The 16059-nt window shown below is 68.5% G+C and carries 16 protein-coding genes; 4 read left to right on the top strand and 12 right to left on the bottom strand.

Annotated features, from left to right (window positions below):
- Positions 1-51: 51 nt before the first annotated feature.
- Positions 52-609 carry a DUF2017 domain-containing protein gene (locus tag MPLG2_RS01975; protein ID WP_105184691.1) on the bottom strand — a complete coding sequence of 186 codons (558 nt, stop codon included), beginning with the start codon at positions 607-609 and terminating at the stop codon, positions 52-54.
- On the bottom strand, positions 606-914 hold the full coding sequence (clpS, locus tag MPLG2_RS01970) for an ATP-dependent Clp protease adapter ClpS (RefSeq protein ID WP_408632056.1): 309 nt from the start codon (positions 912-914) through the stop codon (positions 606-608). Before clpS ends, MPLG2_RS01975 begins: the two co-directional genes overlap by 4 nt.
- Positions 915-957: 43 nt before the next feature.
- On the opposite strand from clpS, the gene MPLG2_RS01965 reads away from it, so the two are divergent.
- Both MPLG2_RS01965 and MPLG2_RS01960 read left to right on the top strand, forming a co-directional pair.
- Entirely contained in the window at positions 958-2304 is a 1347-nt protein-coding gene (locus MPLG2_RS01965) for a nicotinate phosphoribosyltransferase (protein ID WP_105187413.1), read from the top strand.
- On the top strand, positions 2301-2855 hold the full coding sequence (locus MPLG2_RS01960; protein WP_105184689.1) for an isochorismatase family protein: 555 nt from the start codon (positions 2301-2303) through the stop codon (positions 2853-2855). The genes MPLG2_RS01965 and MPLG2_RS01960 overlap by 4 nt, the downstream gene beginning before the upstream one ends.
- A gap of 217 nt (positions 2856-3072) precedes the next feature.
- Here MPLG2_RS01960 and icmF read toward each other — a convergent pair whose 3' ends face one another.
- The 7 genes from icmF to MPLG2_RS01925 all read right to left on the bottom strand — a co-directional run bounded on the left by icmF (position 3073) and on the right by MPLG2_RS01925 (position 10756).
- A complete protein-coding gene (gene icmF / locus MPLG2_RS01955) occupies positions 3073-6108 on the bottom strand; it encodes a fused isobutyryl-CoA mutase/GTPase IcmF (protein ID WP_105184688.1) in 3036 nt (1011 codons plus the stop codon).
- Between the two features lie 67 nt (positions 6109-6175).
- The gene (locus MPLG2_RS01950; RefSeq protein WP_105184687.1) at positions 6176-6484 is read right to left on the bottom strand and encodes a thiamine-binding protein; all 309 of its coding nucleotides are present in this window, start codon (positions 6482-6484) and stop codon (positions 6176-6178) included.
- A gap of 57 nt (positions 6485-6541) precedes the next feature.
- A complete protein-coding gene (locus tag MPLG2_RS01945; RefSeq protein WP_158680791.1) occupies positions 6542-7462 on the bottom strand; it encodes a sucrase ferredoxin in 921 nt (306 codons plus the stop codon).
- Entirely contained in the window at positions 7459-8178 is a 720-nt protein-coding gene (locus MPLG2_RS01940) for an SDR family NAD(P)-dependent oxidoreductase (RefSeq protein ID WP_105184685.1), read from the bottom strand. Before MPLG2_RS01940 ends, MPLG2_RS01945 begins: the two co-directional genes overlap by 4 nt.
- Positions 8175-9674 (bottom strand): glutamate--tRNA ligase, encoded by a 1500-nt coding sequence (gene gltX / locus MPLG2_RS01935; RefSeq protein ID WP_105184684.1) that lies wholly within the window; start codon positions 9672-9674, stop codon positions 8175-8177. The genes MPLG2_RS01940 and gltX overlap by 4 nt, the downstream gene beginning before the upstream one ends.
- A gap of 37 nt (positions 9675-9711) precedes the next feature.
- Positions 9712-10356: a DUF6498-containing protein gene (locus MPLG2_RS01930; protein WP_158680790.1), complete on the bottom strand. Its 645-nt coding sequence runs from the start codon at positions 10354-10356 to the stop codon at positions 9712-9714.
- Positions 10357-10483: 127 nt separating this feature from the next.
- Positions 10484-10756, bottom strand: a complete 273-nt coding sequence (locus MPLG2_RS01925; RefSeq protein WP_105184682.1) for a hypothetical protein — start codon at positions 10754-10756, stop codon at positions 10484-10486.
- 181 nt (positions 10757-10937) lie between these two features.
- Between MPLG2_RS01925 and MPLG2_RS01920 the strand changes: the two genes are divergently transcribed.
- Positions 10938-12605 carry a glutamine--tRNA ligase/YqeY domain fusion protein gene (locus MPLG2_RS01920; RefSeq protein WP_105184681.1) on the top strand — a complete coding sequence of 556 codons (1668 nt, stop codon included), beginning with the start codon at positions 10938-10940 and terminating at the stop codon, positions 12603-12605.
- Here the strand turns inward: MPLG2_RS01920 and MPLG2_RS01915 are convergent.
- The gene (locus tag MPLG2_RS01915) at positions 12602-13003 is read right to left on the bottom strand and encodes a hypothetical protein (protein ID WP_105184680.1); all 402 of its coding nucleotides are present in this window, start codon (positions 13001-13003) and stop codon (positions 12602-12604) included. The two genes, MPLG2_RS01920 and MPLG2_RS01915, sit on opposite strands and share 4 nt — an antisense overlap.
- 110 nt (positions 13004-13113) lie before the next feature.
- On the opposite strand from MPLG2_RS01915, the gene MPLG2_RS01910 reads away from it, so the two are divergent.
- A complete protein-coding gene (locus MPLG2_RS01910; RefSeq protein ID WP_105184679.1) occupies positions 13114-14022 on the top strand; it encodes an SDR family NAD(P)-dependent oxidoreductase in 909 nt (302 codons plus the stop codon).
- Positions 14023-14057: 35 nt separating this feature from the next.
- On the opposite strand, the gene MPLG2_RS01905 is transcribed toward MPLG2_RS01910, so the two are convergent.
- Together MPLG2_RS01905 and tuf are read right to left on the bottom strand one after the other, a co-directional pair.
- A complete protein-coding gene (locus tag MPLG2_RS01905) occupies positions 14058-14573 on the bottom strand; it encodes an aromatic ring-opening dioxygenase LigA (protein ID WP_105187412.1) in 516 nt (171 codons plus the stop codon).
- A gap of 219 nt (positions 14574-14792) precedes the next feature.
- Positions 14793-15986, bottom strand: a complete 1194-nt coding sequence (gene tuf / locus MPLG2_RS01900; RefSeq protein WP_105184678.1) for an elongation factor Tu — start codon at positions 15984-15986, stop codon at positions 14793-14795.
- Positions 15987-16059 lie beyond the last annotated feature (73 nt).

The following is a 16059-nucleotide window of genomic DNA, read 5'->3' as shown; positions in this document are numbered from 1 at the left end:
CGACCCGTGAGCCCCAGCCGTCCACATCGTGGACGTTGTCTCACAAACGCATCAATGCGCCTTGTCGATGAGGCTTTCCAGGAAGTAACCGAGCCACTCGTACATGCCGTACAGCACAGCCCGCGGCTCGTCTTCGTCGAGTTCTTCCAAGGCCTGCACGTCGTCGGCGGTTTCGATGCCGAGGCGCACCGCCTGGGCGAGCCTGATGGCGGTGATGGTTTTGAGCCACGCCTCCAGATCGGTGGCTCGCACCACCACGGGTTCACGCCCGCCGTTGGTTTCGAGCAGGGCGTCGAGCACGAGCTTGGCCTGCTCGATCTTGGTGCGCCGCTGCGCCGTCTCGGTGAACCGGCGGAACTCCTGCTCGGCCTTGGGGTCGTCGCGGTAGGCGGGCGGGAACAGGCGCGCGATCACCGGATCGGACGCGTCGAGCCCACCGGGGGCGGCCATCTCGGCTTCCCAGCGGGCGAACGGGTCGTCGGGCGCCGAGCGCACCTCGTCGCCCTCGAGCAGGTCGATCAACTGCTCCACCAGCGACTCGAGCACCGCTTCCTCGTAGTCGGCCAGGGTGATCAACACCTGGCTGCCGCCCCGCTTGAACCGGCTCATTCGGCCTTCTCCAAGCTGGCCCACAGGCCGTAGGCGTGCATGGCGTTGACGTCGGTCTCCATCGCTTCGCGGGTGCCCGACGACACCACCGCCTTGCCCTCGTTGTGCACCTGCAGCATCAGCTTGGTCGCTTTCGACTTGCTGTACCCGAAGTACGTCATGAACACATGAGTCACGTAGCTCATCAGGTTCACCGGGTCGTCCCACACGATGGTCACCCAGGTGACCAGTTCGACCGGGGTTTCGAGCGGTCGCTCGGCCAGTACCGTGCCCCCTTCGGGGGTGGCCGGCTCACTGCTCGACATCGACATGTTCGGCATTGTGACAGACGACGTTACGCTGACGCCCATGCTCGACTCCACCGCGCTGCTCACCGACCACTACGAGCTCACCATGGTGCGGGCGGCGATGCGCTCGGGGGCCGCCTTTCGGCCGTCGGTATTCGAACTGTTCCCCCGCCGGCTGCCCACCGGGCGCCGCTACGGCGTGGTGGCCGGCGTCGGCCGGGCGCTCGAGTCCGTCGAGGCGTTCACGTTCGACGAGCCGACCATCGACTGGCTGCTGGCCCACGACGTGGTCGACCAACCGCTGGCCGATTGGCTGGCCGACTACCGCTTCACCGGCAGCGTCTGGGGCTACCCCGAAGGCGAGGTGTACTTTCCCGGTTCGCCGCTGATGATCGTCGAGGGTTCGTTCGCCGAGGCGGTGATTCTCGAAACCGTGCTGCTGAGCATCTACAACTACGACTCGGCGGTGGCCTCGGCCGCATCACGCATGACGGCCATGGCCGGCGAACGGCCCTGCATCGAAATGGGCTCGCGGCGCACCAACGAGATCGCGGCCGTGGCCGCTGCCCGGGCCGCCTTCGTGGCCGGGTTCGCCGCCACGTCGAACCTCGAGGCCGGACGCCGCTACGGGGTGCCCACCCGGGGCACCGCCGCGCACAGTTTCACACTGCTGCACGCCTCCGAGGCCGAGGCGTTCGAAGCCCAACTGCGCGCGCTGGGCGAGGCCACCACGCTGCTGGTCGACACTTACGACATCGAGGCCGCGGTGCGCACCGGCGTCGAGTTGACCAACGGACGGCTCGGTGCCGTCCGCCTCGACTCGGGCGACCTGGCCGAACTGGCCGGCTCGGTGCGCGAGTTGCTCGACTCGCTGGGCGCCACCAAGACCCGCATTCTGGTCACGTCAGACCTCGACGAGTGGCAGATCGCAGCACTGCGCGGCGCCCCGGTGGACGGCTTCGGCGTCGGCACCTCGCTGGTCACCGGGTCGGGCGCCCCCACCTGCGGGTTCGTCTACAAGCTGGTGGCCCGGGCCGACAGCGACGAGCCGGACGCGCCGCTGGTGCCGGTGGCCAAGAAGAGCGTCAACAAGACCAGCATCGGCGGGCGCAAGTTCGCCCTGCGCCGACTGGACGCCCGCGGCAAGGCCGAGGCCGAGGTGATCGGCATCGGGGCGCCACCCTCGGGCGACACCAACGACCGGCCTTTGCTGGTGGAACTGATTCGCGACGGCGACGTCGTCGGCGTCGAAGCCCTGAGTGCCGCTCAGGAACGACATGCGCGATCGCGGGCCGAACTGCCGCTGTCGGCGCTGAAGATGAGCAAGGGCGAGGCGGCGATCCCCACCCTGCTGCTCGACGAGCACGGCGCCAGCACCGACAACCCGTACGCAAGGAGTGAGGCATGAGCCGGGTCTTGGTCGTGGTCGACGTGCAGAACGACTTCTGCGAAGGCGGCTCGCTGGCCGTGGCAGGGGGCGCGGCGACGGCGTCCGCGATCTCGGCGGCGGTCGAGGCCGGCGGCTACGACCACGTGGTGGCCACCCGCGATCACCACATCGACCCCGGTGCGCACTTCAGCGACCACCCCGACTACGTCGACTCGTGGCCGCCGCACTGCGTGGCCGGCACGCCCGGAGCCGACTTTCACCCCAACCTGACCGTTGCCCCCCGATTCGAAGCCGTCTTCGACAAGGGCGAATACGCCGCGGCCTACTCGGGTTTCGAAGGCTCCGACGCCGCGGGCGATTCGCTGGCCGAGTGGCTGCGCGAGCACGACGCGTCCGACGTGGACGTGTGCGGCATCGCCACCGACTACTGCGTCATGGCAACTGCTCTGGACGCCGCCCGTGCGGGCTTTGCGACCAGGGTGCTGCTGCCCTTGACCGCGGCGGTGGCCCCCGCGAACGTGCCCTCGGTGGTGAACGACCTGACGGCGGCCGGAGTCACCGTGGCCTGAGTGAGGAGGCCCATATCCGAAGAGCTCCACCCCGGCCTGCTCGCCGCATCGCCCGCGTCGCAAGACGGGGTGAACCAACGGATCGGATCGTCAGCGGCGACGCCGTGCCCACGTAGCTGCCTTTGTGACACGTGACTGCCTGCGTGCAGGCAGTCACGTGTCACAAGGGCAGTCACCTTGCTGACGCCATGCCCGGACGGTGCCCGGTGTCGGCGCGTCACATGGTGCGCCGGTACCGTCCACCCACTTCGAAGAAGGCCTCGGTGATCTGCCCCAGCGACGCCACCCGGACGGTCTGCATGAGTTCGTCGAACAGGTTGCCACCAGCCAGCGCGACGGCCTTGAGCCGCTCGAGCGCCGCCGGCGCCTCGTCGGCGTGCCGGGCGTGAAAGTCGGCCAGCCGGGCCAGCTGCGACTCTTTTTCTTCGACGGTGCCCCGAGCCAGCGCGGGTGCCGGCGCGTTATCGTCGTCATCGCCCACGAACGTGTTCACCCCGATGATCGGCAGTGACCCGTCGTGCTTGCGCGACTCATACAGCATCGACTCGTCTTGAATCAGCCCGCGCTGGTAGCCGGTCTCCATGGCTCCAAGGACGCCCCCGCGGTCGGCCAGCCGGTCGAACTCGGCCAGCACCGCCTCTTCGACCAACTCGGTGAGTTCGTCGATCAGGTACGACCCCTGCAGCGGGTTGTCGACGCCCGCCAGCCCCCATTCGCTGTCGATGATCAACTGAATCGCCAGCGCCCGCCGCACCGACTCCGGCGACGGGGTGGTGACCGCCTCGTCGTAGGCGTTGGTGTGCAGGCTGTTGGCGCTGTCGTAGAACGCGCACAGCGCCTGCAGCGTCGTCCGGATGTCGTTGAACCCCATCTCGGCTGCATGCAGCGAGCGTCCAGAGGTCTGAATGTGGTATTTCAGCTTCTGCGCACGCTCCCCCGCGCCGTACCGCTCGCGCAGCGCGATCGCCCAGATGCGCCGGGCAACGCGTCCGATCACCGAGTACTCGGCGTCCATGCCGTTTGAGAAGAAGAACGACAGGTTGGGCGCGAAGTCGTCCACCGCCATGCCGCGGGCCAGGTAGGTCTCGACGTAGGTGAACCCGTTGGCCAGGGTGAGGGCGAGCTGGGTGATGGGGTTCGCCCCGGCCTCGGCGATGTGGTACCCGCTGATCGACACCGAGTAGAAGCTCTTCACTCCGTGGTCGACGAACCACTGCTGCACGTCAGCCATCGCCCGTAGTGAGAAGTCGATCGAGAACAGGCAGGTGTTCTGCCCCTGGTCTTCTTTGAGAATGTCGGCCTGCACGGTGCCGCGTACCCGGCGCACCACGTCGGGGTCGCCGGCAGCGTCGATGGCGGCGTTGAAGAACATCGCCAGAATCGTCGGCGCGGGGCCGTTGATGGTCATCGACACCGACGTCTTGGGGTCGGCCAGGTCGAACCCGGCGAACAGGTCCCGCATGTCGTCCAGCGTGGCGATCGACACCCCCGAGGTGCCCACCTTGCCGTAGATGTCGGGCTGCCGCGCCGGGTCGCGGCCGTACAGGGTGACGGAGTCGAACGCGGTCGACAACCGGGTGGACGGCTGCCCCTGCGCCAGCAGGTGAAAGCGTCGGTTGGTGCGGGCCGCGTCGCCCTCGCCGGCGAACATGCGGGTGGGCCGCTCCCCTGACCGCTTGGCCGGAAAAACCCCCGCGGTGAAGGGAAAAACCCCCGGACGGTTCTCGGCCCGCAGGTAACGCACCAGCGCACCGGTCTCGAGCTCAGCAGGCAGCGCCGTCTTCGGCAGGTGGGTGCCCGACAAGGTTTCGAACGTCTCTGGCTCGGGCTGCGCGTGCCACTGCGACAGCAGGTCAGCCACGGCTGCCGGCTGCTCGGTACGCAACGAGTCGAGCGGCGACGGGTCGTCGAGCATCGCGGCGACGGCCTCCACCTGGTCGTGCCGGCGGACCGCGTCGACCAGCCGGCCGGTCTCGAGGTGGTAGTCGCGCACGATGGTGGCCACCTCTGACAGGTACCTCTCGCGCGCCGGCGGAATGATCGCCCGCGGGCCGCTCGCCTGTCCGCGTGATTCGTCAACCCGGGCTTGACCCGGGATCTCTTCGCGTGAGCCAGCAAGCCGGTCGCCGAGCACTTCACGAAGCCGTCGAAACAGCTCGTCCACGCCGCCGTCGCCCACCCGCGAGGCGATGGTGCCCACCACGGGCTGGCTCTGCCACGACTGACCGAACGCGCCCCGGTTGCGAATCAGTTGGCGCGCCACGTCGCGCCGGGCGTCGTCGGCACCCCGCCGGTCGAACTTGTTGATCGCCACCAGGTCGGCCACGTCGAGCGCGGCGATCTTCTCCAACTGGGTGGCCGCGCCGTAGTCGGGCGTCATCACGTACAGCACGGCGTCGGCATGGTCGGCGATCGCGGCGTCTCCCTGGCCCATACCCGGCGTCTCGACGATCACCAGGTCATGCCCGGCCGCCCCGCACGCGCGCACCATGTCGTCCAGGCCCCGGGGTATACCGCCGGTGGCTCCTCGCGTGGCCAGCGAGCGAAAGTAGACGCCGTCGAGGGCGTTCATGCGAATGCGGTCGCCCAGCAGCGCCCCGCCGCGCCGCGCGGTGGGGTCGACGGCCAACACGGCGATGCTCAGCTGGGGCGAATCTCGGCGAAAACGCAGCAGCAACTCGTCAGTCAGCGACGACTTGCCCGAGCCGCCGGTACCGGTGACGCCCAAGGTGAGCGGACGCCCCTCGGGCACCGCCACCGCGACGCCCTCGCCGAGCAGCGTGATGGTTCTCGGCAGGCGTTGTGGAAGGGCCTCGACAGGCTCGCCCAGCGTGGCTTGCTGCACCTCGCGGCAGGCCGCGATCACCTCATCGGCCATGCCCTGCAGGCCGAGCCGCTGGCCGTCGCCGGGGCTGTAGACCGTGACTCCTTTCGCCGCGAGTTCGTCGATCTCGGACGGCACGATCACCCCGCCGCCGCCGCCGAACACCCGCGCACACGAGCCCTGCTCACGAAGCTGGTCGACCAGGTAGCCGAAGTACTCCACGTGCCCGCCCTGGTACGACGACACGGCCACGCCGTGGGCGTCCTCTTCGACGGCGGCCTTCACCACGTCGGCCACGCTGCGGTCATGACCCAGATGAATCACCTCGGCGCCCCGCGACTGCAGCACTCGGCGAATCACCGTGATCGCGGCGTCGTGCCCGTCGAAAAGGCTGGCCGCGGTGACGATGCGCACCGGCGAGGTAGTCATGCCGCCATTGACTCACATCGGACGGCGGGGGTCGAGTGCCGACGGCGCCCGGCTGTACGCCACGACCTCACGGCCGGCCACCCAGCCGCCCTTCGAGCCGTTCGACCTTGCCCGTCAGTTCGCCCGTGTAGCCCTGCCGCAGATCGGCCTTGAGCACCAGCGACACCCGAGGGCTGTACCGCTGAACGGCCTCGCACGCCTGCTTGATCACGCCCATGCATTCGTCCCAGTCGCCTTCGAGCGTGGTGAACATCGCGGTGGTTTCGTTGGGCAGGCCGCTGGCGCGCACCACGGCGACCGCGGCGGCGACCGCCTCACTCACCGAGCCGTCGGCATCGTCGGACGTTGCGGGGGCCACCGAGAACGCGAAGATCATGACGCCGAGGCTACCGTGCACCCGAACGCTCGCCTGCAAGGCCCCGGGTACGGGCGCTCAGCCGACCCTGAGCAGTTCCGCCGACCAACTGCGCGCGGTCACGGCAGCCTTGGCGCAACTCTCGGGCAGGTCGTCGGGGTTGGTCCGCAACTCGAGGGCCACCGACCACACCCGGCCATCTCTGTGGGTGACCTCGACCTCGGCGTCCGGTCTGGTCGCCCGGCAGCTCAGCGCGCCCGGCACCACCTCACCGGTCAGGTCACGCACAAACGCCTCTGCGACGGCTTCTGGGGGCGGCAGATGGCCCAGGCCGCGATCGTGCCACGGGCCGAAGGTTTCGGTGGCGAGCCAACCATGGTCGGCGGCGTCGAGTGCCGCCAGCGCAACCTCGGGGGTCAGCCGTGCCACCGACTGACCGGACGGCAGCAGCACCCCGGTGGGCGCGAAGCGGTGGCCGCCGGTGTGGGTGCACTCCCAGACCTGCCCGGGTCGCTCCCGCTCCAGTTCCAGCGCGATCGGACGCCCGCGCAACGCGCAACACAAGTCGCGCCGTCCGTTGGCGCACACCAGCAGCACACCCCGGTCGAGCCGTTCGAGCCAGGGCACGGCCGCCAGCATCTCGGACGGCTCGTCGGCGCGCAGCAGCTGCCACGGCAGGTCGGCTACGCGCTCAGGCCCATCGACTCGCCCGGCGAGCAACCACGGTTTCTCGGCCAGCCCGCCCGCGACGTACACCTGCCGGGCCGGGTGGTCGGCGTGATCGGCATGGCTGGTCGCCGGACGGATCAGCAGTGCACGCCCGCCCGCACCCAGCGCCGCGGACTCGATGGCGCCACCCACCGCCGGGTCGAGTCGCGACTGGGTGAACGCCTTGTTGCCCCACGGGCCGTTCTGCTGCAGCGCCACCCAGAAGTCCGCGCGCGGCGCGGTGCCCCAGGCGGGCAGGCCGGCGTCGTCCCAGGCGACGGAGCAGGTCACCGCGGCAGCCGCCGCCACAGCGCGCGGGGCACGAACGGGGCGACGGCGAACATGGCGCGCAACTGCCACGGAATCCACACCTCGACCGGCCCGCCCTTGACGATGCGGTCGGCCACGGCCTCGCCCACCTGTTCAGGGGTGGACGAGAAGGGCGCCGGCGACATGCCGTGGGTCATCCGGCCGATCACGAACCCGGGCCGGGCGATGATCAGGTCGACGTCGCTGCCGTGCAGGGCGTCGGCCAGGCCGGACGCGAACCCGTCCAGCCCCGCCTTCGCTGAGCCGTAGACGTAGTTGGCGCGGCGCACCCGCTGCCCGGCCACGGACGAGAACGCCACCAGCGTGCCCCGGCCGCGCGCACGCATCAGGTTCGCCAGCACCGTCAGCAGGGACGCCTGCGCGGTGAAGTCGGTGTGGATGATCCGCACCACCTCGGCCGGGTCGGCCTCGGCCTTCGCCTGGTCGCCCAGAATGCCGAAGGTCAGCACGGCGATGTCGATCGGACCGGCGTCGGCCTCGATCGCGTCGACCACGTCGGCGTGAGTGGTCACCTCGTCGGCGTCGAAGTCAACGTGCACGACGCGTGCGGCGCCAGGAACGTCCGGACGCTCCCCGCCCGGCCGCGACGCCAGAACCACCGTGTTGCCCGGCGCAAGCCGCCGGGCGACATCGAGGCCGATCTCGGATCGTCCGCCGAAGATGGCGACCACGCTCACAGCGACCCCTGCTGGTCGAGCGGGTCGAGGCCCCCCAGGCTCGACCGCAACGCCCGCAACCGGGTCAGGCTCGACTCACGGCCGAGCAGTTCGATCGACTCGAACAGCGGCGGCGACACCCGCGAACCCGTGATGCCCACCCGCACCGGCCCGAACGCGAACCGCGGCTTCAACCCGAGGCCTTCGATCAGCGACGCCCGCAAGGCCGCTTCGATCGAGGGGGTGTCGAACGGCTGCACACCCTGCAGCGCATCGATCGCCGCGTCCAGCACGGCGGCCGCGTCGTCGCCCAGTTGCGCGCGGGCGTCGTCAGCGACCACCAGGTCGGCGTCGAGCGTGAACAGAAACTCCAACTTGCCCACTGCCTCGCTCAGCACCCCCAGCCGCTCGTGAATCAGTGGGGTCGCCCGGCGCAGCAGCTCGACCTTCGCCGGATCTGGGTCGACCCACTCGCCGGTGAAGGCCAGGTGCGCGATGATGCGGTCGGCCAGCTCGTCGGGCGAAAGGGCCCGAATGTACTCGCCGTTGAGCCAATCGAGCTTCTTCAGGTCGAAGATCGGCCCGACGGTGTTCACCTTGGCCCAGTCGAAGCCGGCCACGAACTCGTCAAACGTGGCGACCTCGCTCTGGCCCACCGGCGGGTAGGCCAGCAACTGCAGAAAGTTGCGCAACGCCTCGGGCAGGTAGCCCTGCTCGCGAAACCACATCAGCCGGGCGGCGGGGTTCTTGCGCTTGCTGATCTTGGACTTGTCGATGTTGCGCAGCAGCGGCATGTGGGCGAACGCCGGCGGGGTCAGGCCCAGAAACTCGTACAGCAGAATGTGCTTGGGGGTGGAGCTGATCCACTCCTCGCCGCGCACCACGTGCGTGATGCCCATCAGGTGGTCGTCCACCACCACGGCGAGGTGGTAGGTCGGAAATCCGTCGGCTTTGAGAATCACCTGATCGTCGGGCCGCGGCGCGCTCACCTGGCCGCGAATCACGTCGGTGAAGGTCAGCGGCGCATCGTCGGGAATCAGCATGCGCACCACCGGCGTGGGGCTGAACCCGGGCAGCTCGGCCCGCTCGTCGCGGGTGAGGCCGTGGCACAGCCGGTCGTAGCCGGTGACGGACGCCTTGGACGCCTGCTGCTCGGCCCGCAGTTCAGCCAGCCGCTCGGGCGAACACCAGCAGTAGTAGGCGTGGCCCGACTCGATCAACTGGTCGACGAACGGACGATACGTGTCAAGCCGCTCCGACTGCCGGTACGGCGCATACGGCCCGCCGACGTCCGGGCCCTCGTCCCAGGGTAGGCCGAGCCAAGCCAGGGTGCCGAAGATCTGCTGTTCCGAATCGGCCACGTAGCGGGCCCGGTCGGTGTCTTCGATGCGCAGCACGAACGAACCGCCGGTGGCCTGCGCGTAAGCCTTGTTGAACAGGGACATGTAGGCGGTGCCGACGTGCGGGTCGCCGGTGGGCGACGGCGCGACACGAAGCCGGGCAGGGGTCTGATTCATAGCCGGTTCAGCCTAGTCGATGCTCACCGGCGCGAGCCTAAGGGCCTGGCCGCAGCCGCACAGAGGCAACGGCGAGGGTGATGTCGATGCCCGCGATGATCAGCATCAGCACGGCAGCCGCGATGAGCCGGTAGCTCTGCGGAGCGTCACCCAGAATCAGCACCGCGCCCGAGATCGTTGCGCCAAGCACCGGCACGAATCTGAGGTAGCCCGGCAGCAGCACCTGCCAGAGCTTGGCCGCCCGGTTGCCGCCGCGCACGAACCAGCCGTCGGCGAGCGACCAGGCATTGGCCAGCAGCAGCGCACAAGCTGTGGGGATCAGCGAGAACCAACCACCGCTGGGGCCCGCTTCGAAAAGCAGGATCACCGCCCACGCACCGCTCACCAGGCTGAACGCCCCGATCATGATGCTGTAGTGCAGTGCGAAGAAGGGGGTCTTCGGGCTGCGCCGCGTCATGGTGTTCAGCCTGATCAGCGTGCTGATCACCGACAGGGTCATCCACAGGGCGGCGTAGGCCAGCAGATCCTGCAGCTGCACCCAGCCCCGGTACAGGGGCCACAGCGGCAGCAGCGAACCAGCCACCACCAGCATCAACTGAATCGAGGTGCCGACTCGAGCCGGCAACCGGGCGGCGAACGACGCAAGCAGATTGATGCCGAGGACCCGCGCAAGTTCGTTCACCAGAGCCATGCTGCCCGACCCCGGGGCCGGTGTCGGGTGAGTCCACAGGTCAGGTCAACAAACGCCGAAAGGGGCGACACTGTGGGTGTCGCCCCCGTCGGGGTGTGCTTGCGTCGCCGGCGGCGCGTCAGCGGTTGAAGAGCTTCTCGGGCACCGAACTCATGCAGATCAGTGCGGTGGTCAGCATGATCGTCGCCAGGCCGCCCCCGACGATTCCGAACGCGTTCTGGGTGGCCACACCGGCCACCAGAATCGCCACGGCGATCGCGGTGAGAACGCCGACGGTGGTGCGCACGAGCACGGTCATGACGTGATCGTCGAGCACCTCGGCGCGTACGTCGGCCAGACCGTAGCGGGCGTCGGCGTCGGACTGGCGATTGTCGATCTGCAGAGCAGACATGAGAACTGGGTACTTCTTCCTGTTGAGGTCGTCCGTCCCCCCTGTGGACACCTCTCTATATTAGTCCTCCTGACTATATTTAGCCAGGCCTCTCACCCTGTGGACGCCGGCCGCACCGCCGGTTCGTCTCGCGGCGACGGCGCGGCCCGTGAGTTGCGGCGGCGTTGATAGGTTTGCGCTCATGACCGCCGAGCCCGCCGCCAACGACTTCATTCGCGACATCGTTCGGCGCGACAACGAGCAGGGCACTTTCGGCGGACGAGTGCAGACCCGGTTTCCGCCCGAGCCCAACGGGTACCTGCACATCGGCCACGCGAAGGCGATAGTGGTCGACTTCGGCATCGCCGACGACTTCGGCGGCCTGTGCAATCTGCGCCTCGACGACACCAACCCCGACACTGAAGAAACCGAGTACGTCGACTCGATCGTCGACGACATCGCCTGGCTCGGCTACGCGCCGGCGTCCGTGCTCTACGCGTCCGACTACTTCGAGCAGCTGTATGAGTGGGCAGAGCTGCTCGTCAAGGCGGGCAAGGCCTACGTGGACGACTCACCGGGCGACGTGATCTCGGCGCAGCGCGGCGGCTTCGGCAAGCCCGGCGTCGAGAGCGAATACCGCAATCGCAGCGTTGAGGCGAACCTCGACCTGTTGCGCCGCATGCGGGCCGGTGAGTTCGCCGACGGCAGCCGGGTGCTGCGCGCCAAGATCGACATGCAGCACGAGAACATGCAGCTGCGCGACCCGGTGATGTACCGCATCAGGCACGCCGACCATCACCGCACCGGCGACACCTGGGACATCTACCCCACCTACGACTGGGCGCACGGCCAGTCCGACGCGATCGAAGGCGTCACCCACTCGGTGTGCACGCTCGAGTTCGACACCCATCGCGCGCTTTACGACTGGTACCTGGAGCAGTTGCCACTGCCGCAGGACCAGCCCAAGCAGATCGAGTTCGCCCGGCTCGAGTTCACCCACACCGTCACCAGCAAACGCCGGCTGAAGACCCTGGTCGACACCGGCCTGGTCGACGGCTGGGACGACCCCCGCATGCCCACCCTGCGGGCGCTGCGGCGGCGCGGCTACCCGGCCTCGGCGATCAGGGCGTTCTGCCGCGACATCGGCACCACGCGCACCAACAGCCGCCAGGCGATCGAGGCGTTGGAGAGCTTCGTGCGCCGCGACCTCAACGCCACCGCTCAGCGTCGCATGGCGGTGCTGCAGCCGCTGAAGCTGGTGCTCACCAACTGGCCCGAGGGTCAGGTCGAGCACTTCGAGGTGGCCAACAACCCCGAGAACCCGGGTGACGGCGTGCGCAGCGTCGCCTTCAGCGGCGAGTTGTGGATCGAGGCCGACGACTTCGCCCAGGTACCCCCGCCCAAATTCTTCCGCCTGTCCCCCGGCCGCGAGGTGCGGTTGCGCGGCGCCTACCTGATCACCGCCACCGACGTGGTCAAGGACGGCGACGGCAATGTGGTGCAGGTGAACGCAACCTACGACCCGGCCTCACGGGGCGGCAACGCCCCCGACGGCCGCAAGGTGAAGTCGACCATGCACTGGGTCTCGGTCGCCCACGCCGTGCCCGGCCGGGCCGCCCTGTACGACCGGCTGTTCTCGGCCGAGGTGCCCGGCGAGCGCACCGGTGAGCCCCTGGACGACCTCAACCCCGACTCGCGTGAGCTGCTCGACGCTCAGTTCGAGGCGGCACTGGCCGACACACCGCCGGGCGAGGTGGTGCAGTTCGAACGGCTCGGCTACTTCGCTCACGACCCGCGCGAGCCGATGCTGTTTCACCGCACGGTGGGCCTGCGCGACGAATGGGCGGCCATTCAGAAGCGTCAGGGTTAGGAACGGCCCGCGCGAAGACGCTGAATGGAGAGCCCGGCCAGCGACAGGCACATGCCGATCACCAGCCAGGCCAGCCAGCCTGATACGCCGTCGGTCGCCGACGTCGCCGACCAGTGTCGGGCCAGGTGAAATGCACCGACGATGGCCCCCACCCAGAGGCTGACGACCGCCAGGGCGCTCCAACGTGCCCGCTGCGCCCACGACAGCCCGCGTGGGTCATCAGCCTGCGCACCCGTCGCCTCGGCGAGTTCTGGCGGCACGGCACCCACAACAGTTGCCGGCTCGGCAGGGGCTCCGCCCGGTCGGGCCGGGTCGGGCAGCAGCCCGTCCGGCGAGGTCCAGGTCGCGAAGATGGGATCGAACCGCTGGGGTCGGGGCTCGGAGTGGCCATCGTTCATGCCGCCAGCATCGCACCGGACCGGTTGTCGACCAAGCTTCGACCAACGCTGCGCCCGACCAGCGGGTGTCGCCCATCGGCCGAGGGTGCCAGCCAATAGGCTCGTGAGCCATGAAAGACCGACTGACCCCCCTGACCATTCCGTCGCGCAAGGGACGGCTCGCGATCGTCACCGGGGCCAGCAGCGGTATCGGACGTGCCACCGCCCGCGCCCTGGGCCTGGCCGGTGCAGATGTGGTGCTGGCGGTTCGCAACCCAGACAAGGGCGAACAGGTCGCCGAGCAGTTGCGCGCCGAGCACCCTGAGGGCACGCATACGGTCGCCCGACTCGACACCGCCGACCTCGAAGCGGTGCGCACCTTCGCCGACGCCTACGTCGGCCGGCGCATCGACATGCTGGTGCTGAACGCGGGCATCGGTGGCACTCGCAGGCGCGAGGTCACCCCGCAGAATCACGAGTTGGTCATGGCCACCAACTACTTCGGGCATTTCGTGCTCACCGCCCTGCTGGTCGACTCGCTGCGCGCCGCCAGTCGCGCCCGAGTGGTCACCCTGGGTTCGATCGCTGCCCGCGCCGGACGGCTACGCTTCGACGACCTCGATCTCGAGCGTCGCTGGTCGCGGGCGCAGGCCTACGCCAACAGCAAGCTGGCGATGATCATGTTCGCTCGCGAACTGCAGCGCCACAGCACCGCCGGCGACTGGGGCCTCAACGCCCACGCGGCTCATCCGGGCTGGGCGGTCACCGGCATGATGCCCGGCGGCGACCGGGGGGTGCCGCAGTTACTCGGCGGCGCGACCCGCGTGATGCAGTCGGCGGGCGACGGCGCCCAGCCGGTGGTGTTCTGTGCAGCGAGCCGGCAGGCCGCCGCCGGTGGGTACTACGGCCCGATCGGCATGTTCGGCGTGGCCGGCCCGGTGGGCCGGGCGCCCCTGCCCCGACAGGCTCGCTCGGCGGCAGCCCTGACCGCGCTGTGGCAGGCAACGGAAAAGGTCACCGGGGTGGAGTTCCCCCGATGACCTTTCTCGGGTTGCCCGCTCAGGGCGGGCTCGGGTCAGGCTGCTGCAGCCTCGTCGGCACTCGCCTGAGCCCGGGCGTCCGTGGCCTTGGCCGGCGCCAGTGACATGAACGCCCAGCCCAGCAGGGCGAGCATGATACCCAGGCCCATCACCAGCAGCGCGACGCCGTAGGCGACCACCGAGGTGAACAGCGACGCCCTCAAGAACGAGGCGTTCATGAGCGTGGTGCGGGTGGCGGTCAGCTTCTCGACCGTGGCATTGTCACCGGCGTTGCGGGCCTCGGTGATCATGGCGCCCAGTTCGGCGTAGGTCTTGCCCTGGCTCGCGGTGAGCGCGTGGTGATTGATGATCTGGGCCTGGGCGTAGGCGCTGATCGGGTCCTGCACCTTGGCACCGGGAACCAGCGGAGAATCGGCGGGCACGGTGATGTTCTCGGCCGCCAGCTGGCTGGTGACGGTGGCCCAGGTGACGACGCCGCCCAGGAAGGCGACGATTCCAAAGATGATGCTGATGATTCCGACCAGTTTCGCTGCGCCGGCTGACTTGGACATGGGATGCACTCCTTGGGTCTTTGCTGCACGTATAGGTCAGGTTGTGGTGATCGATTCTGTCACCACACAAGATGATCCAACATCCCTGACCTGTCATTCATTGACAAGTGGTTGATGCATCATCTACGACAGATTGTAGTACACGGTGCCGATAAAAGCACCAGGACCCCCGCCCGAAAGCGGAGGTCCTGGTGACACTACTGCGGTGCGTTGCTCAGATCACTTGATGATCTTCGTCACGCGGCCGGCGCCCACGGTGCGGCCGCCTTCGCGAATGGCGAACTTGAGGCCGTCCTCCATGGCGATCGGCTTGTTCAGGTGCACGGTCATGTCGGTGTTGTCACCGGGCATCACCATGTCGGTGCCCTCGGGCAGCTGAACCACACCGGTCACGTCGGTGGTGCGGAAGTAGAACTGCGGGCTGTAGTTGCTGAAGAACGGCTTGTGACGGCCACCCTCCTCCTTGGTCAACACGTACACGTTGGCCTCGAAGTCGGTGTGCGGGGTGGTCGAACCCGGCTTGATCACAACCATGCCGCGCTCGACGTCGTCCTTCTTGGTGCCGCGCAGCAGCAGGCCGACGTTCTCGCCCGCGCGACCCTCGTCGAGGATCTTGCGGAACATCTCCACACCGGTGATGGTGGTCGACTGCTTCTTGTCGGCGATGCCGATGATGTCGACGGTCTCGCCGGTCTTGACGATGCCGCGCTCGATACGGCCGGTCACCACGGTGCCACGACCGGTGATGGTGAACACGTCCTCGATCGGCATCAGGAACGGCTTGTCGGTCTCGCGCTCGGGCTGCGGAATGTACTCGTCCACCGCGTTCATGAGCTCGAGGATCGACTCGCTCCACTTGGCGTCACCCTGCATGGCCGGGAAGGCGGCCACGCGCACGACGGGAGCGTTGTCGCCGTCGAACTCCTGGGCGTCCAGCAGCTCGCGGACCTCCATCTCGACGAGCTCGATGAGCTCTTCGTCGTCGACCATGTCGCACTTGTTCAGCGCGACGACGATCGCCGGCACGCCGACCTGACGAGCGAGCAGCACGTGCTCACGGGTCTGCGGCATCGGGCCGTCGGTGGCGGCCACGACCAGGATCGCACCGTCCATCTGAGCAGCGCCGGTGATCATGTTCTTCACGTAGTCGGCGTGCCCGGGGCAGTCGACGTGCGCGTAGTGACGAGCCTCGGTCTGGTACTCGACGTGCGCGATCGAAATCGTGATGCCGCGCTGGCGCTCTTCGGGCGCCTTGTCGATCTGATCGAATGCCGAAACGGCGTTCAACTCCGGGTACTTGTCGTGCAGCACCTTGGTGATCGCCGCGGTCAGAGTGGTCTTGCCGTGGTCGATGTGCCCGATGGTGCCGATGTTGCAGTGCGGCTTGGTCCGCTCGAACTTGGCCTTTGCCACTGAGGCTCCTTCATGATGTCGCCACGCGCGGTTCGCGCGGCGTCTGTGGTTGGGGTTGTATGATCCCTGGTCA

Origin of the sequence: Micropruina glycogenica, from assembly GCF_900289045.1 — a bacterium.
GTDB lineage: Bacteria > Actinomycetota > Actinomycetes > Propionibacteriales > Propionibacteriaceae > Micropruina > Micropruina glycogenica.
Note: the sequence above shows the minus strand (reverse complement) of the source record. Positions and strands in the feature narration are given on the sequence as shown.

Excerpts from the sequence above, each read along its gene's own strand:
- MPLG2_RS01950 (WP_105184687.1), bottom strand. The coding sequence starts at position 6,484 with ATGATCTTCGCGTTCTCGGTGGCCCCCGCAACGTCCGACGATGCCGAC.
- MPLG2_RS01925 (WP_105184682.1), bottom strand. The coding sequence starts at position 10,756 with ATGTCTGCTCTGCAGATCGACAATCGCCAGTCCGACGCCGACGCCCGC.
- MPLG2_RS01915 (WP_105184680.1), bottom strand. The coding sequence starts at position 13,003 with ATGAACGATGGCCACTCCGAGCCCCGACCCCAGCGGTTCGATCCCATC.
- MPLG2_RS01920 (WP_105184681.1), top strand. The coding sequence starts at position 10,938 with ATGACCGCCGAGCCCGCCGCCAACGACTTCATTCGCGACATCGTTCGG.
- MPLG2_RS01905 (WP_105187412.1), bottom strand. The coding sequence starts at position 14,573 with ATGTCCAAGTCAGCCGGCGCAGCGAAACTGGTCGGAATCATCAGCATC.
- MPLG2_RS01910 (WP_105184679.1), top strand. The coding sequence starts at position 13,114 with ATGAAAGACCGACTGACCCCCCTGACCATTCCGTCGCGCAAGGGACGG.
- clpS (WP_408632056.1), bottom strand. The coding sequence starts at position 914 with ATGTCGAGCAGTGAGCCGGCCACCCCCGAAGGGGGCACGGTACTGGCC.
- MPLG2_RS01975 (WP_105184691.1), bottom strand. The coding sequence starts at position 609 with ATGAGCCGGTTCAAGCGGGGCGGCAGCCAGGTGTTGATCACCCTGGCC.
- MPLG2_RS01960 (WP_105184689.1), top strand. The coding sequence starts at position 2,301 with ATGAGCCGGGTCTTGGTCGTGGTCGACGTGCAGAACGACTTCTGCGAA.
- MPLG2_RS01965 (WP_105187413.1), top strand. The coding sequence starts at position 958 with ATGCTCGACTCCACCGCGCTGCTCACCGACCACTACGAGCTCACCATG.
- icmF (WP_105184688.1), bottom strand. The coding sequence starts at position 6,108 with ATGACTACCTCGCCGGTGCGCATCGTCACCGCGGCCAGCCTTTTCGAC.
- gltX (WP_105184684.1), bottom strand. The coding sequence starts at position 9,674 with ATGAATCAGACCCCTGCCCGGCTTCGTGTCGCGCCGTCGCCCACCGGC.